Here is a 22,547-nt window from a genome sequence, read left to right on the forward strand (position 1 = left end):
TACAAGCTTATTTTAAGGAGAGCTTTCTCGCGTTTAATGACTTTTATTTTTCAATTCCACCATACACTCTTGTACTAAGGTTACTGCCTGACTCATTGCAGCTCCCCCAGCAAATGCTGCTGAAACACCACAAGCTTCTAAAATTTCTTTATCAGAACATCCTTGGTCAATACAGCCCTTCGTATGATAAATCGTACAATATTCGTCTTGTGTTGCTAAACTAATCCCTAATGCAATGAGCTGCTTTTCTCTTTTAGTTAATGTACCCTCCTGAAAACATGCTTGTGTAAAAGCGTTATATGTTTCTGCAATTTCAGGGATTTGTTGCGTAAAATTCCCAATACCTTCTTTGTAATGAAGTAATACATCATTTATAGATCCATATTGTTGATTTTCCATTGTATATCCTCCATTCATTTTATTCACACTTACTTTAGTATGAGATAAAATGAAGGACATATACAAATATTTACCTTAATAATAGAACGAATTTTCAGTTTATTTTACTTTTAAATTTGCACGTCTACAGTTTCATCCCATCATCCACCGATACTTTTTCTTTAGAACTTTTCCTTTCAACCTCTTTACTCCGCTCTTCCCAAATCGTTAAACCTTCAATTCCTACTTTTTTAGGATCAAAAACCGGATCTTTTCCTTCTTTTTTCTGCGTTTCATAATCTTTTAACACTTTTAATGCAGTTTTGCTTAACAATAGGATTGCTATAAGGTTTAACCATGCCATACTACCAATTCCTAAATCTCCGAGGTTCCATAAAAACGAAGCTGATTCTACACTACCGATGTATACCATAATTAAAAATCCAATTTTTAATACTGGTTTTAACCAGCTATATTTGAGCCCACGATCTAAATAAGTAAGCGTCGTTTCAGCGATATAGTAATAAGCAAGCAAAGTTGTAAATGCGAAGAAGAAGATTGCGATTGAAATAAATATTGGACCAAATCCGGTCATAACAGTTTCAACTGCTTGTTGTGTATAAATTGGACCTGCTTCCACATTTCCTATATTCCGCACAATTGCGCTTTTCCCTTCAGGTATAACATTATACATACCTGTTATTAATATCATAAGAGCTGTTGCTGTACATACTACAATTGTATCGATATATACAGAAAAAGCTTGCACTAACCCTTGTTTTGCAGGATGCGATACTTCAGCAGCTGCAGAGCTATATGTTGCTTCTCCTACACCAGCAACGTTTGAAAATACTGCACGCTTTACTCCCCATGCAATAGCTGCCCCAACGATTCCTCCAAACATTTCATTTACACCAAATGCACTAGAGAAAATTAAAGCAAACATACTTGGAATTTCCGTTATATTCGCAATTAATACGATACATGTAACAATTACATACCCAATTGCCATAAATGGAACTAACATTTGTGAAACGCCTGCAATTCTCTTTACTCCACCAAAAATAATCGCTGCCAATAATACAACTAAAAATATACCAGTTACATATTTACTAATGCCAGAAGAATTTTCAAATCCAACCGCGATACTACTTGATTGAATACCTGGTAATAAAACGCCATATGAAAGTGTTACAACCACTGCTACAATGACCGCAAACCATTTCATTTTCAAACCTTTTTCAATGAAATATGGTGTACCACCGCGGTATTCATTTCCTACTTTACTTTTATATACTTGTGCTAATGTTGATTCAACAAATGCACTAGCCGCTCCTAATAGCGCCATCATCCACATCCAAAATACAGCTCCAGGTCCGCCAAAAGCGATAGCTGTCGCGACCCCTGCGATATTCCCTATTCCAACCCTACCTGATAACGCCAAACAAAATGCTTGAAAGGATGATATTCCCGTCTCCGAGCTCTTCCCTTCAAATAATAGTTTAATCATCTCTTTAAAATAACGAATTTGTAAAAAACGAGTTGCAATTGTGAAATACACTCCTGCTCCTAATGCGAAAACAACTAAACCAATACTCCATACTTGCCCTACTAACCATTCTACTAATTTCTCCATCCAAATCCCCCTTATAATTCTTTTGAAAAAGCAATTTTATATATAAGAAAACGGACAACCTTTATCCTACCTACCAGTTGTCCGCATCTCTTACTATATTTCATCATTCTTTTATTCTTCTATCCTGCTATTTGCAGGCAGTAAAACTCCTCAGCGAATAGCGTTTCACTTTATATTTACCCAAACACTTTTCACTTCTGTATAATTATCAAGGGCATATGAACCTAATTCACGTCCGATACCAGATTGCTTATATCCACCAAATGGTGCAGCAGCATTTTCTAAGTTATAATCATTAATCCACACTGTTCCTGCCTTTAATTTATTGGCAACTTGATGCCCTGTTTTAATATTTTGTGTCCATACACCCGCAGCAAGCCCATATGAAGAGCGATTCGCTCTTTCAATTACTTCTTCTGTCGAATCAAATGGAAGTACAACGACAACTGGTCCAAAGATTTCTTCCTTAACAATTGTCATATCATCAGTAACATTTGTGAATACGGTTGGCTGTACAAAATAACCTTTTTCAAATGCACGTTCACCGCCAGCTGCAACAGTAGCACCTTCAGCTTTTCCTTGTTCAATGTAATTTAGCACACGCTCTTGTTGTTTTTTAGATACGAGCGGTCCCATTTCAGTTTCCGCCTCCATACCTGCCCCAAGCTTCACTTCATTTGCCATTTTTACAAGTTCATTTACGACTGTTTCATAGTGCTTTCGATGAACGAAAACTCGAGATCCTGCGCTACAATTTTGACCATGATTATACATAATTCCTTGGAACGCACCGTTAATCGCTTCTTCTAAGTCAGCATCTTCTAAAATGATGTTTGGTGACTTACCACCAAGTTCTAGTGTTACATGTTTAATTGTTTCTGCAGATTGACGCATAATATATTTCCCTGTAACTGTTGAACCTGTGAAAGCTACTTTATCAATATCATGATGGTTTACAATTGCAGCTCCTGCTTCTTGGCCGAAACCTGGTACAAAGTTTACAACACCGTTTGGAAAACCAGCTTCTTTAAAAAGCTTCGCTGTATATAGTAAAGATAAAGGTGTTTGCTCTGCTGGTTTTAATACAATCGTACAACCTGTCGCAAGAGCGGCTCCCATTTTCCAAGAAGACATAACGAGCGGAAAATTCCATGGAATAATTTGACCTACAACACCAACCGGTTCATGGCGTGTGTAATTTAAATAATCTTTTGAAATCGGAATTGTTTGCCCGATAATTTTTGTAGCCCATCCCGCGTAATAACGATAATTTTCTACAGTTGCTGAAATATCATCATCCAGTGCTACTTGATATGGTTTTCCATTGTCTAAAGCTTCTAGCTGTGCTAATTCTTCTCTATGCTCTTCAATTAAATCTGCTAATTTATAAATAAGATGTGCTCTTTCAGCAGTAGTCATCTCTGCCCACGGGCCTGATTCAAAAGCAAATCTCGCCGCTTTTACTGCGATATCAATATCTTCTTCTTGTGCTTCACATACGACGGCTAGCACATCTTCTGTCGCTGGATTGTATGTTTCAAATGTCTTTCCACTAATAGAAGGAACAAATTCGCCATTAATAAACATTTTAATTTCTTCATTTAAAAACGCTTTCACTTTTGGTTTCAACTCAATGTTTGTCGTTAACATATATACTCTCCTCCTTGTTTAAACAGCTGCATGAGCTGCAATTTTTGATAAAATCGTTTGAAGCTTTTGATCTTCCTCTTCAGTTAATCCTAATCTCGGATAACGAGAAGGTCCGCCAACTTGCCCGTGTAGTTCCATTGAACGTTTAACGATTTGTACATATTTCCCTGATCCTTCAAGAAACTCGCAAAGTGGTAAAATAGCATCGTTCATTTCCCACGCTTTTTCTAATTCACCATTTTGAAAATGCTCATACATTTTCGTAACAAGTCCTGGAACAATATTTCCTGCTACCGAAACCCATCCTGTCGCACCAACTAAATAAGATTCCATAACTAAATCTTCAGACCCACAGAAGACTTGAAAAGCACCTTCGCCTTGTCTTACTAAATCTCTCGCTTTTCGAATATCTCCACTAGATTCTTTAATATGTGTAACATTTTCACATTCTTTTCCAATACGGAGCATTAGCTCTGTACTCATATCAACACCAGAAGTAAATGGGTTATTATATAGCATAATTGGTATATTTACAGCGTTTGAGATTTCTTTAAAATGAAAATAGATTTCCTCTTCTTTCGGTTTACAATGATACGAGTTTATAATTAATGCACAATCTGCTCCGTGCGCTTCTGCATGTTTCGTATATTCAATCGTTTCTTTCGTCGTCTCCGCAGCAGTTCCAACAATAACTGGAATACGGCCATCAACTTCTTTTAATACTGTTTCTACCATGTTAAATCGTTCTTCTTTTGATAAACTAACAAATTCTCCCGTACTTCCATTAATAATAATTCCAGCTACTTTTTGCTCAATAAAGTAGTTTACGTTTTGTTTTACACCTTTCCAATCAATCTCTTGAAACTCATCCATTGGTGTTATTAATACTGGAAATGCCCCTTTAATATTTTGCATCTTTATCTCTCCCTTTAACATATTATTTTAATAAGAAACCTGTTGGAAACGGATCGGTAGGATCTAATATAAATGTTTGCATACCTGTAATAAACCCTCTACTTTCAAATCGAAAAATGTATCCGAGTTCTTCTTTCTCCACTTTTTCTACTGTTATAAAGCTATTAAAAATACTTTCATTTTTAAAAGGTTTATCCGCTATATATTCATTTTTAAATAAAGCATGAACATAAGACACAATAGTAGAAACAAAACCTGGTGAACGTACTATAAAGTTATCTTCATGAAATGTAATCGACTTTATATGGTTCTTTTCTTTTTGCATAGAATCTACTAAAATAAGTCTTTTTATTAATGACTGTTTTTGTATAGCTTGAAGTGCAGTTTCACCCCATTTTTTTAATTTAGAGATGTTTTCAATACTGATTTCTGGCGAATACGTATCCTTTTCTACAACTGCATATACTTTATCTGCCTGTATGAGAGAGTAACTTATATTACCAACCTTTAAATTTTTCTCGATCATATAACATAGTTTACTTTCAAACGAAACAGATACAACTTCATCATTCTCTACATATGCATCCACTGAAAATATTCCAGATAGCGTTTCGATTTTGTATTGATTAGACTCTCTCTTTTTTAAATACCCGCTTTCTAGTAACATCGTTATTACTGCGACAATGCCTCCGTAATGAAGAGGAATGGATCCTTCATGATTAAAAAACAATACAGCTGCATCAACTTCATTATGAATAGAAGGAACGACAATACATCCATTTAAACCGATAAAACCACGTGGTTCATTTAATAAAAGCTTCATTCCTTCTGCTAATTCACCTGAAAATTGTTCGTTTAATTGCTCCAAACTGTAGTAGTATTTGCATGGTACGTCTTTCATTACACGAAACGCCTCGCCATTTACGTGTACGTCTACTGCTGTATACATTTTTTGAATGTTCATTTTACATCCTCCGTTTCATGTTCCATCGGCGGAATTAGCAAAAAGCCTTCTTTAAGTGGATCCTTTTCATTGTAAAAAAATCTATGCATACCCATAAGCCAAGCTGATCCTGTAATTTTCGTTATTACAGCTTCAATATTTTCCACATATGTCGTATTTATGACACACCCTTTAAATAATGAGCCAACGATACTCTCATGAATAAACTCTTCATCGATTTTAATTTTTTTATGAGCGTATAATACAGCTAACTTCGCTGATGTTCCTGTGCCACATGGAGATCGATCAATTCCTCCTGGCGGAACAACAACTGTATTTTTCACATGCGCACTTTCATGAGTAGGATCTGTATAAAATTCAACATGTGTTAATCCTCTTATAAACGAATACTCTGGATGAATGATTTCAAACTTCTCATTAATTGTATTTCTAATATGAATCGCCTTATCAATGATTGTAGATGCGTTTTCTGGTACTAACTCTAAACCTACTGACTTCGCATCGATAATGGCATAAAAATTCCCTCCATACGCAATATCCGCCTCTACAGTTCCAATTTCTTCGACGTGTACAGAAATATTTTTCAGTAAAAAAGCTGGTATGTTACAGAAGGAGACTTCTTTCGCTTTCCCATCTTGAACAGAAATATCTACTTCAACTAAGCCAGCTGGTGTATCTAGCTTTAAAGAAGTAACCGGTTCAATTACTGGAATTAAACCTGATTCAACTAAAGCTGTACATACACCGATTGTATCGTGGCCACACATCGGCAAATATCCACCTGTCTCTATGTATATAACACCTATATCAGCTTCAGGATGACACGGATCTGTTAATAGTGCTCCTGACATTACATCATGACCACGTGGCTCATTCATTAACAATTTGCGAATCCAGTCATACTCCTTTTTCATATGTAACATCTTCTCTGCCATTGTCTCTCCAATTAACTTAGGAAGTCCGCTAATTAATGTCCTCGTTGGATTCCCTCCTGTATGTGTATCAATCGTCGTAAAGACTCTTTGTAACCTCATCCGTTTAACACCCTTTCTGTAAAACGACTCAAACGAAGTGGTTCAATAGGAATGATTGTTTCTTTTTCATTTAATAACTCTTCAATCACTTTTCCAGTAACTGCTGCCAGACTAATTCCATCACCTTCATGTCCTGCTGCAATAAAATAATTCGGAATATGTTCCACTCGTGAAATGATCGGCAAATGATCTTCTGTCCACGGGCGTAAACCAGCATATGAACGAATCACCATCATATCTGCCATTTTCGGATAAAAACGAATTGCTCTGTTCGCAATACATTTAATAACCTCGTTATTTATCCTCGTATGAAATCCTACAAATTCTCTACTACTACCAATTAAAAAATTTTGACTTTCTGTTGGCTCGAACACAAGTGCCACCCCGTACTTTTCAGTTAAAGCATCCACTTTTCGTTTTCCACCAAACTTAGAAATTAAATAACCAAATTCCATTACTTTACGGCAACCTACGTGTTGTTGCCTTGAAGCTACAATAATATGTCCCTTTCTCGGTTCAATTGGGATAGTCACATCTAACATCTGTCCAATTTTAGGAGCCCACACACCGGCTGCGTTCACTACTTGCTTCGCAGTAAACGTCCCATTTGTTGTTTCTACAATAAAGGAACCATCTATATCTCTTTTCATTTCTTTTACTTCTGTATGATTAAAAACTTTCGCACCAAATTTCTTCGATTCTGCAAGTAGGGAAAAAGCAAGAAGATATGGATTTACAGTCGAATCAGTTGCGCATTCTAAACCACCTAATAAATCATCCGCAAAAAATGGTGATTCCTCTCTTATATCTTGCCTGTCAAGCATGCGAAACGGTAAGCCCACTTCTTTTTGACGATTCACCCATTGCTGCGCTGCCTCCATCTCTTCGTCTGATTCACAAACGAGAATGCTTCCAGGTGCCCTATATTCAAATGAGTGCTCCAACTCTTCACTTAGTTCTGTTACTAATTTTTGACTTACTAACGACATTTGGCTATCAAACCCTGGGTCTTTATCAATCGCTAAAATATTCCCGTCACACCGTGAAGACGTTCCACTGACAAATTCTCCTTTTTCAATGATCGTTACGTCTCTTCCGTATTTTGAAGTGTAATAAGCGATAGAACATCCTATAATTCCACCGCCTATTATTAAAACGTCACAGTGCCTCATATATAGCACTCCTCCTTTCTCCTAAATCTCTCATTTTTTATTTATGCAATTGGTGTGCCAACTCTACATACAGAACTATTTATATGAAATTATTTTTATTTGTAAAAATATTTTAAATTTATCGTAAATAGGTGTATTATTTCTTTATCACTGTCTAAATTTTTATACATACCAGGAGGACACTATGACATTTTCATTTCCAACAATAAAAGAGTTTATAAAAATTTTATCAATTGATTGTACAAGCACCATTCAGCACATGAAACAGGAAGGTAAAAATTTTTATTACCTTCCTTCATCTACTGAAGAATGTAGTTGCGCAGTTATTTATGAAGAGGACTCTTTCACTACGTTAATCGAATCTTTTTCTAACAATTCGGCAGTTGTAATTGTGAACGAAAATCTAGAGCCTATATGCTGTATAACTGCTCAACAAATGATTCCATTTCTTTATAAATCTTACAATGATCTGCTAGCTTTTTATAACACTGTCATTCAAACGACTGATTCTTCTGTTACCGTCATTGATGAGAAAGAATGCGTTCGTACGTGGACAGATGGCGCTGAAAAAATCTTTTCAGTCAAACATAACGAAATTATTGGACAACCGATTACACGTTTTTTTGATTATAAAGATTTAGAAATTTTACAATCATTACATGACGGAAAAAGCATAATCGCTCAGTTCCATCAGCCTCGTCCGGATTTGTTCGTATTAATTAATTCAAATCCAGTTTATTGTAACGATGAAATTATAGGAGCAGTCGTTTCTGAAACTGATGTTACAAATCAAGTCGCTTTGAATGAAAAACTATTTAATATGTCGCATGAAATGCACCGATTAGAACAAGAAGTAGCAAAATATAAAGATACATCCGATCCTTTCCTTGCGATGAATGGAAAAAGCCCTGTTATACAACGAACGATTCAATTAGCTAGAAAGGTTTGTTCAGTGAAGTCCACGGTTTTAATACTCGGCGAAAGCGGAGTTGGAAAAGAAGTGTTTGCGAAAGCAATTCATGAAGCAAGTGAGACAGCGAATGCCCCTTTTATTTCAATTAACTGCGGTGCAATTCCTGAAGCGTTATTTGAAAGTGAATTATTTGGTTACGAGCGCGGGGCTTTTTCTGGTGCAAATAGTAAAGGGAAGAAAGGGAAAATAGAGCTCGCGCAAGGCGGTACTTTATTCCTCGATGAAATAGGCGAAATGCCGCTCGATATGCAAGTGAAACTTTTGCGTGTACTGCAGGAACGAAAGTATTACCGAGTTGGTGGAGAAAAAGAAATCAATATTGATTTCCGCATTATCGCTGCTACAAACCGTGATTTACAAGAAGAAATGAGAAAAGGAACTTTCCGAGAAGATTTATACTATCGCTTAAATGTAGTTAGCTTGCTTATTCCACCGCTGCGCGAAAGACGAGAGGATATTATCGAATTGACCTACTCCTTTTTAAACGATTTTTCAATAAACTATAACAGGCCTATTCGAGACTTACCTTCAAATATTATGCATGAACTACTTCATTACAATTGGCCTGGTAATATTCGCGAGCTCCGAAACGTAGTTGAAAGACTCGTCGTATTTGCGACAGACGGCATTATTAAACAAGAATATTTACCATTTCATACAAATGATACTTTAGAGAACAAAACATCTCATTCCCTATTACTCAGCAATAATAATATGATTCTTTCTTTACAAGAAGAAATGGATGAGCACGAGAAAAAGGTAATTGAAAGAGCTTTACACATTTTAGATGGTAATAAATTAGAATGTGCGAAACAACTCGGGGTAACGAGGGCCACTTTATATAACCGCTTAAAAAGGCTTGGGTTACAATAAAGTGAAACTTTAATCAGTGGGGGTTTTGTTCATCCCCACTTGATTATCAGCCCTCACCAATCGGGATTTTACGGGCAGCCCGACCCCCACCTAACTTCTTTGCTTTCACTGAATTTTGAGGTGAGGTCTTACTGCCCAGCAAATAGCGGGATAATCCCTCTCCTCCTCTATATTGGCATAGTTATTGCATAATAATTTGTGTAAACCGAACTAGAGGAGGAATACATATGACGAATAAAGAGAATTTAATTGTTTGTCGTTGTGAAGAAGTTACATACGGACAACTTCAATCGACAATTGCTGAATATAATTGCTCAGCTCGTGAGTTAAAACTAAGAACGCGTGCTGGTATGGGTTTTTGCGGGGGACGTACATGTAGAACAACACTAGATCGAATGATCGAAAACGCTAACCCTGGTACATCTCCTGACGAGATTCCATTAAAATATCAACCACCAGTGCGTGCAGTTACTTTTGGGGCGGTAGGTGAAAATAAATGAATAGAATTATAAATCACCCTATTTTAGGTAGTTTAAATAGTAGTCAGCGTATCAATTTTCAATTTAATGGTCAACAATATGAAGCATATGAACATGAAACGATAGCGGCCGCTCTACTTGCAAACGGAATAAGAACGTTAAGAGTCCATGAAGATAGCGGGACGCCGCGAGGTATTTATTGTAATATCGGGCATTGTTCTGAATGCCGAGTGACTGTAAACAATCAAACGAATGTACGAGCATGCTTAACAGTTGTAGAAAACGATATGGTTGTTGAAAGCGGAAAACAGCATCCAAATATCGTGAGAGAGATGGTGAAAAAGCGATGATCGATGTAATTATAATTGGTGCAGGGCCGGCAGGATTATCAGCTTCCATCTCTTGTGCACGTTTTGGACTTAACGTACTTGTTATTGATGAATTTATGAAACCTGGCGGGAGACTGTTAGGACAGTTACATCAAGAGCCTACTGGCGAATGGTGGAACGGAATAGAAGAATCAAAACGCCTTCACGAAGAAGCAATATCGCTTTCAGTCGATATTCGGTGCGGTGTTTCCGTCTATAATTTAGATAAAGATGAGAGTTCTTGGTTCGTACATACAAATATCGGTACATTAGAAGCACCGTTCGTACTAATTGCTACTGGGGCTGCCGAGTATTCTATTCCCCTTCCTGGCTGGACACTTCCAGGAGTTATGTCAATTGGAGCAGCTCAAGTTATGACAAATGTTCACCGAGTTCAAGTTGGGAAAAAAGGAATCATAATTGGCGCTAACATTTTGTCTTTCGCCATTTTAAATGAATTGCAATTAGCTGGAATTACAGTGGATCATATTGTACTCCCTGAAAAAAGCGAGTTGAGCGGAAAAGCTAGTGAACCCGAAGAAGTATTAAACTCACTCTTAAATGCGGCTCACCTTGCCCCATCTGCTTTTTTGCGTATAGGTAGTCGTTTTATGAAGTATGATTGGATTCGAAAAGCCGGATTAACCTTTTATCCAAATAGCGGAATGAAAATAAACGGAACACCACTTCATCTTCGTAAAGCTGCGCTTGAAATTATCGGAACGGATCAAGTTGAAGGTGTCCGTGTAGCTAATATTGATTCTAAAGGAAATATTATTAATGGATCAGAAAAGATATATGAGGCTGACTTCGTTTGTATTGCCGGAGGGCTATATCCGCTTGCTGAACTTGCCGCTGTAGCGGGATGCCCTTTCCATTACATTCCGGAATTAGGCGGACATGTCCCGCTTCATTCAGAAGAAATGGAAACCCCTCTTCCAGGTTTATTTGTAGCTGGAAATATTACCGGAATTGAAAGCGGGAAAATCGCGATGGCGCAAGGTACTGTCGCTGGATATTCAATCGTAAAACAGGCTAATAAAACATCTAATTCGGTTGAAAAACATTTACAACAAGCAATTCAAAATGTTCACACTGTACGTCAGAAAGCTGCGATTCAGTTTAATCCGATGGTTGATGTTGGTAGACAAAAGATGAATGAGATTTGGCGTGATTTTCAATCATTTGAGGAAAATCAACAAATGAAAGCGTGAAATACTAGCATATAAAAAAGGCGGTGGATTCATTTCCACCGCCTTTTTTATATGCTAGTATTTCTGTCACTTACAGGAACCAAAGGTATTACCTATTTTTCATTCCGACTAAAACTTTCGATATCGACATCCATAAATTTATAAACATTAAACTTCCACAAATATCAGCGACAATTACATAAAATCCTATAAATTGGTTTTCAAAGTGGAACAACGGAGTGTAATAAATGGCCATAATTAAGGATATAACCATTGAAAAAAGAAGCAGTTTTTTCCTAGTTATCATATAAATACAATACAAAAACGTATAATAGGACCAAAATTGCGCAGCATACCATGCATGAGATAGTCGAATACCTGTTTTCGTGTGCAAAGTTGTTAATACCAGTATGCATATTACAAGTAATACAATTACTGGTGCAAATCTAACAAATTGCAAAAGATTTATTAAAAAGCGTTTTTTGAACTTAGGTGATTTGCTTCGTATTTAAACATCTGTTTCGTTATATAATGAACAAAAAATATTAATCCTACACTAATAGCTAACATAAAAAATAGCATTACTACGCCTTCTTTTCTAATATACTTATCAACTGTATTTTAAAAATCAATAGGACTTAACCTAATAAAAATTACACCAACTAAAATTTTCACTAAACCATCTATTACAAAAAATACATCTAGATTTACGTTGGTAATGATTAATCCTATGAATGAATTGAATATTAAAATAACGGACAGAAAAAACATCACTTTTCCATGTACGGGAATAAACATTAAAAAATGAACACCTACAGCTAAAAGAATTAATAGCCAGCAATTTCTATAATCATCGCCGACAAAATGAAAAATGAGAAAAACTAAAATAGCCAAAAGCATCATTGAAAAATTAGCCCACTTTTTTTGTTCCGATGTTCCAGAACCAACTGCAAATTTCTTCCTAGTTTTAGGGTTCAATTGCCATATCATTCCTAATGTATAAACAATAATAAAAGGCCAAACATTTGGATAGCCGTTATGTTTTATTAAAAGTAAAAACATTGCTACTCCAGCAATTATTAGCCAAATCCCATTAATCTTTTGTCTAGGATACTTGTAAGTTTGTATTTCCATGTTCCGTTCTCCTTTTTCGAACTTTTCTAACATTCTTGATATAAATACTTTTTTACCAGAAGCCTTATGAGCAAATTCAGCTAAATTCAAACCATCATTCTTCTACCTCGCTTTGAATAATAAAATATAAGATTTCTGAAATATCATATCAAATATAGCTGTGATTTATTTGTCGCAATTCGTCGAATAGATAAATAAAAATCGTTTTCTGTCAAAAATATTTTTTATTTGGATAGCCAACTTTGGATTAGATAGATAAAATGATGCAAATACTAAATTGAAGACACTTGAAATACTGGATTTTATTCTAAAAGAAGAAACATACTAGTAATATTAATCCAAATAAAAAACTGTTAGAGCATACAGCTCTAACAGTTTTATTGTTCATCGTTATTAAATTTCGCTAATGCGTAAATACCTTCTTCATCATCTAATTCAAGTTGCAATCTTGCTGCAAATGAATTGACGTTGTATTCTCGATCAAGTAGTAAGCGTAGTGCTTCGATTAAGTTTGCTTGAATTAAAATTTGCTGGCGACCATTTACCTCTACTTCTGCAGAGAAACCGTAGTCGTCATCATACATTAGTTCAACTGAAACTTCTTCTGGACCAACTTGTCTTTTTTCAGCGATATATACACAAAGCGCATTTATTAATTCTTGCTCAGAAATTTTTATTGTTTCCATGCTACTTCATCTGCCTTTTTCTTACGTTGATTTTTGAAGTATTTAAATGCACGAACTGCTAACATTACGATACCAGCCATTACTAACATATTTACCATAAACGCTAATACAGAACCAAGTGCTCCCATATTTGCAAATAAGCTACCCATTAGTAAACCACCAAGACCACCTAGTAATAAGCCTTTCATAAAGCCACCTTTATTACTTTTTGGCGCTGTGTTTGTTGCTTTTGTTTTTGAATCAGTTGTCGTTTTTTGTGAATTCACATTAGAATCTTTTTTGTTTAAATCAACTTTTGACTTTTGACCTGAACTTGGTGTATATGATTTTTTACCAGATTTGTAACTTTTCGCTGCCGCATGATCTACGAACATAAAGCTACTAGCCCCAAAGATAACCATGAATGCTGTCATTACTGCTACAAGTTTTTTCAACATATTATATCCATTCTCCTTTTATATAGATATATGTGAAATCTACCTTTCTAGTAAATTCAGAATGATAGATTTGTTTTAAAACCACTTTAAAGGTTCTTATGAACTTATTATATGAACTTTTGTCGAAATATGCAAGCATTATTTACTTACGACAATTTCATGACATAGGAAAAATTAAGCAAAACGGAATTGACTTTAAATGAAACAAAACATATTATAAGTTCATAAGAACTTTTTATAATTTTGGAGGTGAAAAGATGGAAACATTTCATCTCACACGAAACGAAATGGCAACGCTCCTTCTATCACTAAGAGGATGGAATACGAAGAAGCCTCTCGGCATTTTACAAGAAGCTTGGGCAAAGTCACATAAAAAAGATATTGAAAGCGGACAAAGCGTTACTGCTTTTATTACAACCGCACTTTCACCTATTTTTGAAAAATTGATTAAGATTGACGATACTGATGTCGGTTTTTCTTTAAATGAAATAGTTGCGCTTGGCAATCAGATTGAAAATACGAGCTTCTCTGTAACTGCTATGCAAAACTGGGTGAAACGAGATATAAAAGAAATGATTGGCTCACCTCAAAAAGGGAAAAAATACTCAATCGAACAAGCAGCATTACTATTCATTGTCGAAGATTTAAAAACAGCGCTTGATTTTGAATCTATTCGCAAACTATTACGACTCATCGTAAATGACCCGGCCGATCGAAGTGATGATTTAATTAATCCTCTTCATTTATATGTAGCTTATTCTTCTTTATTTGAAGAACTGAATCAAGGGAATTGCTTACAACTAAATGCTACAGATACAGTTCATACGATCGAAAATATCGTAAAAGAAAAAGCTGATAAAATAGCAAGTAAGTTCGATCAAATTAATAACGAACAACGCGAAGCAATTCGTAACGCTATTATTATCGCCACACTTTCTGTACATACCGCTTATGTACAAATGCTAGCAAAACGTTACGTTTCAGCAACGTTATTTTTACAAAATTTAGATGTGAAACCTTAAAAAACAGGAGCAGATTTGCTCCTGTTTTTTTATATCAATATATCTTTTGTACTATTAAGCTCACATGAAATTCGAAATTGCCCTTCATGAACTTTTTCGGAGACTAAAAAAGTTTTATGTAGACACCTTTATTCTCACTAATATATGAGAAATTTTTAATAATCTTTTCATTATCTCTTCATGAAAACTGGGCTTATATCCTTTACTATAATACTTATGAGAGACATAAAAGAATTGAAATGGCAATCCCCTATATAAATAAGGTATAATCTACATAAAGTGAACCTTTTATATTATTAAATAAAGGGGCTTATATTCAAAATTCATAAATTAGAAGGTGCAACAATGTTAAGTAGTTTTATTCACTCAGTATTAACGTTTTTTGAAGGATTAGGTTATTGGGGCATTATGCTCGGACTTATGATTGAAATTATTCCAAGTGAGATTGTCCTTGCTTATGCGGGATACTTAGTATTCAATGGTAGTATCTCATTTGTAGGCGCAGTTATATTCGGTACAATTGGTGGTGTTATTGCCCAAATCTTTGTTTACTGGATTGGTCGATATGGTGGTCGCCCTGTATTAGAACGTTACGGTAAGTATATTTTCATACATAAAAAACAAATGGATGCTGCTGAAGATTGGTTTAATCGTTACGGAACTGGCGTAATTTTCACTGCACGTTTCATTCCTATCGTTCGTCATGCGATATCAATTCCTGCTGGTATTACAAAAATGCCATTACTACGTTTCACTACATTAACAGCACTTGCGATCATCCCTTGGTCTATCATTTTCATTTATTTAGGTGAGAAACTAGGTGAAAATTGGGAGAATATTAACGATATTGCTGGACCGTATGTGAAATCGTTCGCTATCGGTGGCGTTGTACTTATACTTTTATATTTCGTAATAAAAAAGTGGACAAAAAAACGTAAAAATCTTGCTTAAGATTATAATAAAAACCGCTATAAATTCATTAAGAATTATAGCGGTTTTTATTATCGGCTTGATCATGTATTAGAAATTGTATTATTTCTTTTTTATGCTTTAAGTCATGCTCGATAAGTGATGAAAAATAATTATTTAACCTCAATTTTTTTGTGCCAAATTGATAGTCATTATTAAAATTCCGAGCAGGAATTCGCTCAATTTGGTCTACTAATTGTTTACGAGTAAAGCTAAATTGATCTATTAGTTCTTCTTTTGAAATACCAGACCTTGCATATTTTATTGCACCCTTATTCATTTCCTCAACATCTGTTGGAACGATAGGTACAGATTTCCCGCTTACAAAATATGAAATTCTATACTTCATTAGAAACTCATCCCAAACAATAAAATGTGAAATTACATCCGCAATTGCCCATGAACCTTTTTTGAATGGTTGAAACCATATATCCTCCGATATTCCATTCAATGTTTGGCACCATTCTATTAGATTTAACTTTTCTTCCAGAATCCTTCCTTTCTCCATAATGCACTCCTCTTCCACACAAATAATTCATTCATATTAATGATTTCTAGACATTTCATTAAAACCCTCCAGTTTAAGATTTACTTGGATAAGTTACAATTCATTTGTAATTTCGTATAGTAACTCAAAAAGGAGTGATCCCCCTATGCATTGGCAGCAAAAAGTACCATACTTAATCGGACGCCCTGTTGGTGTTTCTCTTATTAATGGGCAAGGAACTTCCGGCGTTTTATGCGGCGTTCAAAATAATCAATTATTTGTTTACGAATACCTTTACCAAGCCCAGTTCGCCATGAAACATTATGACTTTAGACAAATTCAAGATATACATGCCTTTCTAAATTGCCCACACCAAAATCCTCTATACTAAAAAACAGGAACGGCTTTATTGCCATTCCTGTTTCTATTGTTTACATATTATTTTTCAGAGTAAAACTTCTGCACAGCTTCATCAAAATAGATCCAGCCTTTCCAGCCTAAATGAATTGTATCTTTTAAGAAATACTTATCATATTCATGGCTAGAAAAATCGACTACTGGGTATCCTGCTTTCTCGACTTGATCGCGAACCTTATTGTAATACACATCACGACGTTCTTTTGGGAAACCAGCGTAATCATACCACGGTCCGTTTACAGGCACAGAAATAAAGAGTGGTTTTACATTTTTTTCTTTGAAAAGATCTAAAACAATTTGTAAGTCATCATATTCTGGTGAATCATCATACGATTCATTTGCTCTAAAGTTTTTTAAACCTTTTAATTTTTTCTTTAAATTATGTTTATAATAATATGGATTTTCAATTCCGAATGTATTTGTTGTGGATCCTACTTTACCTTCTTGTTCCGCATGTTTACGTGCATCTTCCCAAGAAAGCGAACGTAATCCCATATTTGTTTCCTCTTTCATCGGTTCGATCTTAAATAGAGAGTTAAATAAATCTCGATGATCTAAAATGTTCCGGTACATATACGCTAGCGGTTTAGCTAGTCCAGCTTTTATGTTATGTTTTGTATCGTTATATACAATACTTTCTAGCGAACTACTTAATATCGCATCCTTACGAACAACTTTATAATCTAGTAAACGTTTCGCGATTTTTTTCTTCATTTCAGGCTTTATTTCGTCATTAAAAATAAAGTGATAGGCTTGTTGTTTGGAGAAATTATTTGTAAAATCCCCTTGTGATACACCGGTTTTTGTAAACCATTGTGGTGAAAGAACAAAGACTACCTTTTTACCTTCTAATTCATCCATTGTAGACGTCATATTTAATATATGAGCCAAGCTTTGCGTACCACCAGTCCCTATTAAAAATGGAGTAAAACCTGCTGGATTTACTTTAAAATAGTTAGATGGATGATATGCATCCATTCGTAAAAACTCTGATGAACCATACATCGGTAAATACTGCGAATTCTCTAACATTTTCTGTTGCAAGAAAACACTTTGTAATTTCTCTTTTTGTAAGGAAGTTGCTGCATCTTCTATCTTTTTATCGCTTAATAGTGATACTAAACTCTTAGATGGAATAAGCAATACAATGAAAAAGAGTACACAGGCTAAAATAATTGGACCAAAAGCATGCTTCATCTTCATCGGTTGTTCCTCTTTCTATTACGAATAAATTGTAACCCTTGTTTATGACACGTCATCATTTTTCTCCTTTTTTCTATACATGTTCCATTCTATTTATCTATTATATACATGTATGTATTCCTCTCTTTTCTCTGCAAATTCATACATTCATAGAGAAAGAAAATGCTTCCAAAGAAACATGTTAATTATACAAGATTCTACATAAATTTCACACTGGAATTTATGTAATAATTTTATTTTTAAGCGATGAAAAAACTTATAAAATGTCTATAATTCATTTGAAGCTATAAGAAAAAACAGACTATCACATACGTGAAGTCTGTTTCTCCATCACTTTATTTTTGTACATCTGCCCATTTTAAACTTGTAGCTGGACCGAATTGATGTACATATAATTCTTTCACATATGGTTTTTGTAAGTAAGAAAGACCGCGCTGGAATACTGGTGCAATTACCGCATCATCAAGGAGCACTTTTTCCGCATCTTGCAGTGCTTTCCAACGAGCTTTTTCATCATTACCTAATTCTGTTTTAATCTTCTTAATTAACGCATCATATTCTGGATTTGCATATCCTGTATTATTTACGGTACTTTCCGAAAGGAAAACTTCTAAGTATGTCATTGGATCTGGATAATCAGGTAACCAACGTGATAACGACATTTCGTATTCTTTTTTCTTCTCTAACGCTAGTTTTTGCGTATGTGGTTGTAATTTCACATTTACTTTTAGCCCTGGTAAGTTTTTCTCAAGCTGTTCTTTAATATATTCTCCTACTTTTTTAAAGTTCTCTAAGTCATAGTTTAATAGCTCTAACGTCACTTCATTTGTGCCTGTCTCTTGCTTCGCCTTTTCCCAATATTCTTTCGCTTGTTTTACATCCGTCTTATTAAACTCACCTGCCGTACTTCTAAAATCTTTCTTATCTGGTCCTTTTAAGAATCCTTTTGGTACGTAGTAGTTCGCCGCAACTGATCCGTCATTTAAAAATGATGTCGCCAAGCCCTTTTTATCAAACACTGTACTTAGCGCAAGACGTGCATTTTTATTTTTAAGAATCGGCACATTTTCATTGAAACGGAAGAAATACATAACCGGATCTGTATATTGTTTCAGCTCTTTATTATTTTTATATTTATCTACGAATTCTGTTGAAATGACAGCTCTATCAACTTTATCTGTCTCATATAAATTTACTGCAGTTGAAATTTCTTTAACAATTTGATAGTTTACTTCATCTAACTTCACTTCTTTTTTATCCCAATACTTATCATTTTTCTTCATTGTAAAACTTGCTTCGTGCTTCCACTCCGACAACGTAAATGGCCCATTATACACCGCTTTATTTGCCTCTAACCCGTATTTATCGCCTTGCTCCTTCGCATATTTTTCATTAATTGGATAGAAAGATGGTAAAATGAGTAGTTTCGTAAAATACGGTACAGGATGTTCCAGCTCTACAACGAACGTTTTATCATCCTTTGCTTTCACACCTAATTCTTCTAAGCCTAATTGTTTCTTATTTATCTTCTCCGCATTTTTCACATCGTACGCGATATATGCATATTGAGAGGCTGTATCTGGATTTATAAGTTGCTTCCAAGCATATACGTAATCATGAGCTGTTACTGGATCTCCGTTAGACCATTTCGCATCACGTAAGTGGAATGTATATGTCTTACCATCTTTACTCACTTCATATTTTTGTGCTCCCGCTTGGATCACTTCATCATTTTTCGATAAACGGAATAACCCTTCCATTACATTGTTTAAAACATTAAACGATACGGCGTCTGTTACTTTTCCGGAATTTAGTGACGGAATTTCACCCGTTTCTAATAGTTGCAATACTTTCTTCTCATCTTTCGGCTTTGTAGCTGTTTTTTCTTTAGCACAGCCTACTAAAAATGAAGATACAAGTAGAGTACTAACTAATGAGTAGCGAACAACCTTCTTCATATAAAGCCCCCCCTATCTTTTTTAAGGTAAGTAACGACGAGCACCAGCGTATTCTTCTATATATCCTGGTGTATTTAGCGGTATAATTTCTACCGATCTTTCAGCTCTTGGTGAGTGAATCATATTTCCATCACCAATATACATGGCAACGTGATGAACACTACCTTTTCCTTGATTATGTGCAAAGAATATTAAATCGCCCTTTTGTAGGTTTTCTTTATCAACCGCAATTCCTGCTTTTGATTGTGGCCCAGAATCCCTCGGTATTGTAATGCCATGTGATTTATAAATCGTATGTGTAAATCCAGAGCAATCAAATCCAAAACCACTTGTACCAGCCCATATATACGGTAATCCTAAAAACATTTTTCCGGTGTTTATTAAGTCATCAGCGGTTGGAGTCGGAATATCATTTTGAGAATGGTAAACAGTTCCATCATTTTTCCGTAGCCACGCCTTCTGACCATTTGGCAACAATACGCGGTATGAGATCGTATCTTCACTTAATAGCGGTAAACGCGTATTATAGCTGACTTCAAGTGATTTATGTTTTTCAGAAGGGTTAATATATACAATTGCTGTCGGTTTCGTTATTAATACGAAAGGTTCGTTTGTTTTATCTACAAATTCTTGATTATACGTTAATTGTTTTTCAGGCATCCACCCTGGATACCCTTCTTCATTTCGCGGCGTTGGCTGTCCGTGCACTAGTACTTTTACCCAATCACCTTTTTTATCAATTACCGTTACTTCTTGACCGAGTAGCGCTTGCGTTTCTAATTTATTTGCACTCGTTAACCAAAGCTTCTCATCAAGCGTCATTGATTTCGTCCACTTCCACAAATCAGCTGGATTTGTTGCGCTCGGTGCATCAATTGGTCGTAATGAGTCAGGCGCAGTCCATAACGTTGCAGCAGATACATCTATAAATGCTTTACTATCCTTCTTCTCTTCAGCATTGACCGAAGTAAACGATGAAAATATAAATAAAGTTGTTAAAAATGCAGTTCCTACTTTTTTCATATATATCCCCCTTAAAAGATAGTTTACTAGGTACTACTTCTAAGATTGTATATTCACTACAGAATGCAGGTTTACCTTTGGACCATTGTAAGTCATTCCTTCCGGGTCTTCCATTAACCATAACGGTGCATCAAGATCAAAGTAATGAATGTTCGGATGTGCCGCAGCTAAATGGGCAACAGCGCTAACTGAAAGTGACGGTTCCATCATACTTCCAACCATACACTTCACACCTGCTGCTTCCGCAATATCTGCAATTTTCCAGGCTTCTCGTATGCCGCCGCATTTCATTAATTTAATATTAAGTAGGTCTGCATATCCTCCTTGGACAATCTTTAATGCATCGCTTGCCGAAAACATACTTTCATCAGCCATAATAGGCGTTTGTACATTGTCCTTCACGTACTTTAATCCTTCCCAATCTTTCGCATGAACTGGTTGTTCTACAAATTCTATATTTAAATTTCTATTCTCCATTTCTCTAATAATAGAAACCGCTTCTTTCGGTTTCCATCCTTGATTTGCATCTAAACGTAACGTCGTATTCTTTGGAACTACATTTCGAATTGCCTCTATGCGTTCTAAATCTAAATGTGCCTCTTTACCCACCTTAATTTTTAATGTTTGGAATCCCTTTTCGATATGCTTTTTCGCTTCTTTTGCCATTAATAAAGGTTCATCCACACTTACTGTAATATCAGTATAAATCTCTTTCTTCCCACCCAGTAATGCGTATAACGGTATGTTGTGAAATCGACAATATACATCGTATAAAGCCATATCTACCGCCGCTTTCGCACTTGTATTTCCTATACAGCTCATTTGAATGTGTAACAATAACGTTTGAAATTGCAGCACATCTTTATCAACTAATACGGAGCGAATTGGCCCTAATATTGCTTCCTCAATCCCGTTGGCAAAATCACCTGTAATAACCGGTGTTGCTGCAGCAGCTCCTTTTCCAACAATCCCTTCATCTGTATGAATAAACACATCTATACTTTCGATTTCCGTTACAGTGCGAAGCGCAGTTTTAAACGGTGTATGAAGCTTTACATGTCGGCGCTTTACCTTCACATCGGTAATTTTCATTTTGTTCATCCTTTCATTGTTTATAGAGTGATACTTTAATATCCGGGTGGCTTTTCCGTTAATGCGAAACAAAAAAATCCAGCCATAAGAAGATTCTTACGGCTGGATTTTGTCTATGAATGGGTAGACAAAGCAGCGATCTGATTATATTTTTTCTGTGCATCCTTTAGCGCTACAAGTAGCGCCTTTTGAGACGAACCGAAGTACCGATTTTTTATTTCTGTTACTAACGCTGGGTCATTAATATTTTTATGTAGAAACAAATATTTAACAAATTGAGATGTTAATGCAATTGTGGCTGAGCAATCTGCATCTACAATTTCCCCTGTATCCTTCTCAAGTACAAATGCTACAAAATAACTTTTGAACTTTTCGGTAATGGGATTATTTTGAGGTGCTTTCGCATCCCCTACGACGTAAATTGTATTTGAAGCGTACACAGCTATCTTCCTTTCTTATACGAGGATAACGGTTTTCTTAACAG

At 35.5% G+C, this 22,547-nt stretch carries 23 protein-coding genes and 1 pseudogene; 7 read left to right on the forward strand and 17 right to left on the reverse strand.

The annotated features are described in order from the left end of the window. Positions 1-33 precede the first annotated feature (33 nt). From JFT89_RS15180 to JFT89_RS15210, 7 genes are all read right to left on the reverse strand, one after another. Positions 34-399 carry a carboxymuconolactone decarboxylase family protein gene (locus JFT89_RS15180; protein ID WP_016095596.1) on the reverse strand — a complete coding sequence of 122 codons (366 nt, stop codon included), beginning with the start codon at positions 397-399 and terminating at the stop codon, positions 34-36. A 124-nt stretch (positions 400-523) separates the two neighbouring features. Then, positions 524-2,014, reverse strand: coding sequence for an alanine/glycine:cation symporter family protein (locus JFT89_RS15185; protein WP_016095597.1), 1,491 nt, complete (start codon positions 2,012-2,014; stop codon positions 524-526). A 165-nt stretch (positions 2,015-2,179) separates the two neighbouring features. Further along, entirely contained in the window at positions 2,180-3,664 is a 1,485-nt protein-coding gene (locus JFT89_RS15190; protein ID WP_201040323.1) for an aldehyde dehydrogenase family protein, read from the reverse strand. Positions 3,665-3,682: 18 nt separating this feature from the next. Further along, positions 3,683-4,579 carry a 4-hydroxy-tetrahydrodipicolinate synthase gene (gene dapA, locus JFT89_RS15195; protein WP_201040324.1) on the reverse strand — a complete coding sequence of 299 codons (897 nt, stop codon included), beginning with the start codon at positions 4,577-4,579 and terminating at the stop codon, positions 3,683-3,685. Between the two features lie 22 nt (positions 4,580-4,601). After that, complete coding sequence (locus JFT89_RS15200; protein ID WP_201040325.1) at positions 4,602-5,543, reverse strand: proline racemase family protein; 942 nt, start codon at positions 5,541-5,543, stop codon at positions 4,602-4,604. After that, a complete protein-coding gene (locus tag JFT89_RS15205; protein WP_012261087.1) occupies positions 5,540-6,577 on the reverse strand; it encodes a proline racemase family protein in 1,038 nt (345 codons plus the stop codon). Before JFT89_RS15205 ends, JFT89_RS15200 begins: the two co-directional genes overlap by 4 nt. Further along, positions 6,574-7,749: an NAD(P)/FAD-dependent oxidoreductase gene (locus JFT89_RS15210; RefSeq protein WP_201040326.1), complete on the reverse strand. Its 1,176-nt coding sequence runs from the start codon at positions 7,747-7,749 to the stop codon at positions 6,574-6,576. The genes JFT89_RS15205 and JFT89_RS15210 overlap by 4 nt, the downstream gene beginning before the upstream one ends. 184 nt (positions 7,750-7,933) lie before the next feature. Between JFT89_RS15210 and JFT89_RS15215 the strand changes: the two genes are divergently transcribed. The 4 genes from JFT89_RS15215 to JFT89_RS15230 all read left to right on the forward strand — a co-directional run bounded on the left by JFT89_RS15215 (position 7,934) and on the right by JFT89_RS15230 (position 11,656). Next, positions 7,934-9,595 carry a sigma-54 interaction domain-containing protein gene (locus JFT89_RS15215; protein WP_016095601.1) on the forward strand — a complete coding sequence of 554 codons (1,662 nt, stop codon included), beginning with the start codon at positions 7,934-7,936 and terminating at the stop codon, positions 9,593-9,595. Between the two features lie 227 nt (positions 9,596-9,822). Next, positions 9,823-10,095, forward strand: coding sequence for a (2Fe-2S)-binding protein (locus JFT89_RS15220; protein WP_002065856.1), 273 nt, complete (start codon positions 9,823-9,825; stop codon positions 10,093-10,095). Then, positions 10,092-10,424, forward strand: coding sequence for a (2Fe-2S)-binding protein (locus JFT89_RS15225; protein ID WP_002110336.1), 333 nt, complete (start codon positions 10,092-10,094; stop codon positions 10,422-10,424). Before JFT89_RS15220 ends, JFT89_RS15225 begins: the two co-directional genes overlap by 4 nt. Next, complete coding sequence (locus JFT89_RS15230; protein WP_016095602.1) at positions 10,421-11,656, forward strand: NAD(P)/FAD-dependent oxidoreductase; 1,236 nt, start codon at positions 10,421-10,423, stop codon at positions 11,654-11,656. The genes JFT89_RS15225 and JFT89_RS15230 overlap by 4 nt, the downstream gene beginning before the upstream one ends. Positions 11,657-11,744: 88 nt before the next feature. Here JFT89_RS15230 and JFT89_RS30330 read toward each other — a convergent pair. The 4 genes and pseudogenes from JFT89_RS30330 to JFT89_RS15245 all read right to left on the reverse strand — a co-directional run bounded on the left by JFT89_RS30330 (position 11,745) and on the right by JFT89_RS15245 (position 13,892). Continuing rightward, positions 11,745-12,217 (reverse strand): annotated as a pseudogene (locus tag JFT89_RS30330) (hypothetical protein). A 39-nt stretch (positions 12,218-12,256) separates the two neighbouring features. After that, positions 12,257-12,769, reverse strand: a complete 513-nt coding sequence (locus JFT89_RS15235) for a DUF6609 family protein (RefSeq protein WP_033707634.1) — start codon at positions 12,767-12,769, stop codon at positions 12,257-12,259. Between the two features lie 377 nt (positions 12,770-13,146). Further along, positions 13,147-13,455: a YxcD family protein gene (locus JFT89_RS15240; RefSeq protein WP_016095605.1), complete on the reverse strand. Its 309-nt coding sequence runs from the start codon at positions 13,453-13,455 to the stop codon at positions 13,147-13,149. Continuing rightward, positions 13,443-13,892, reverse strand: coding sequence for a hypothetical protein (locus JFT89_RS15245; protein WP_002065902.1), 450 nt, complete (start codon positions 13,890-13,892; stop codon positions 13,443-13,445). Before JFT89_RS15245 ends, JFT89_RS15240 begins: the two co-directional genes overlap by 13 nt. Before the next feature lie 257 nt (positions 13,893-14,149). Between JFT89_RS15245 and JFT89_RS15250 the strand changes: the two genes are divergently transcribed. Both JFT89_RS15250 and uptA read left to right on the forward strand, forming a co-directional pair. Continuing rightward, on the forward strand, positions 14,150-14,914 hold the full coding sequence (locus JFT89_RS15250) for a DUF1836 domain-containing protein (RefSeq protein WP_002065900.1): 765 nt from the start codon (positions 14,150-14,152) through the stop codon (positions 14,912-14,914). A 345-nt stretch (positions 14,915-15,259) separates the two neighbouring features. After that, positions 15,260-15,865, forward strand: coding sequence for an undecaprenyl phosphate transporter UptA (uptA, locus tag JFT89_RS15255; protein ID WP_002032601.1), 606 nt, complete (start codon positions 15,260-15,262; stop codon positions 15,863-15,865). A gap of 28 nt (positions 15,866-15,893) precedes the next feature. Here the strand turns inward: uptA and JFT89_RS15260 are convergent, their stop codons facing one another. Beyond that, on the reverse strand, positions 15,894-16,391 hold the full coding sequence (locus JFT89_RS15260) for a DinB family protein (protein ID WP_002136771.1): 498 nt from the start codon (positions 16,389-16,391) through the stop codon (positions 15,894-15,896). Positions 16,392-16,536: 145 nt separating this feature from the next. Here JFT89_RS15260 and JFT89_RS15265 point away from each other — a divergent pair, with 145 nt between their 5' ends. Continuing rightward, complete coding sequence (locus JFT89_RS15265; protein WP_016095606.1) at positions 16,537-16,761, forward strand: hypothetical protein; 225 nt, start codon at positions 16,537-16,539, stop codon at positions 16,759-16,761. Between the two features lie 47 nt (positions 16,762-16,808). Here the strand turns inward: JFT89_RS15265 and dltD are convergent, their stop codons facing one another. The 5 genes from dltD to JFT89_RS15290 all read right to left on the reverse strand — a co-directional run bounded on the left by dltD (position 16,809) and on the right by JFT89_RS15290 (position 22,503). Then, on the reverse strand, positions 16,809-17,990 hold the full coding sequence (gene dltD, locus JFT89_RS15270) for a D-alanyl-lipoteichoic acid biosynthesis protein DltD (protein ID WP_016095607.1): 1,182 nt from the start codon (positions 17,988-17,990) through the stop codon (positions 16,809-16,811). Between the two features lie 335 nt (positions 17,991-18,325). Continuing rightward, positions 18,326-19,948 (reverse strand): peptide ABC transporter substrate-binding protein, encoded by a 1,623-nt coding sequence (locus tag JFT89_RS15275; RefSeq protein ID WP_002065896.1) that lies wholly within the window; start codon positions 19,946-19,948, stop codon positions 18,326-18,328. A gap of 21 nt (positions 19,949-19,969) precedes the next feature. Next, a complete protein-coding gene (locus tag JFT89_RS15280) occupies positions 19,970-20,971 on the reverse strand; it encodes a C40 family peptidase (RefSeq protein WP_002065893.1) in 1,002 nt (333 codons plus the stop codon). A 39-nt stretch (positions 20,972-21,010) separates the two neighbouring features. Then, positions 21,011-22,072 (reverse strand): dipeptide epimerase, encoded by a 1,062-nt coding sequence (locus tag JFT89_RS15285; protein ID WP_002065891.1) that lies wholly within the window; start codon positions 22,070-22,072, stop codon positions 21,011-21,013. 104 nt (positions 22,073-22,176) lie between these two features. Then, positions 22,177-22,503: a DUF3870 domain-containing protein gene (locus tag JFT89_RS15290; protein ID WP_002012954.1), complete on the reverse strand. Its 327-nt coding sequence runs from the start codon at positions 22,501-22,503 to the stop codon at positions 22,177-22,179. Positions 22,504-22,547 lie beyond the last annotated feature (44 nt).

Source organism: Bacillus sp. TH25 (assembly GCF_016650935.1).
Taxonomy (GTDB): domain Bacteria; phylum Bacillota; class Bacilli; order Bacillales; family Bacillaceae_G; genus Bacillus_A; species Bacillus_A mycoides.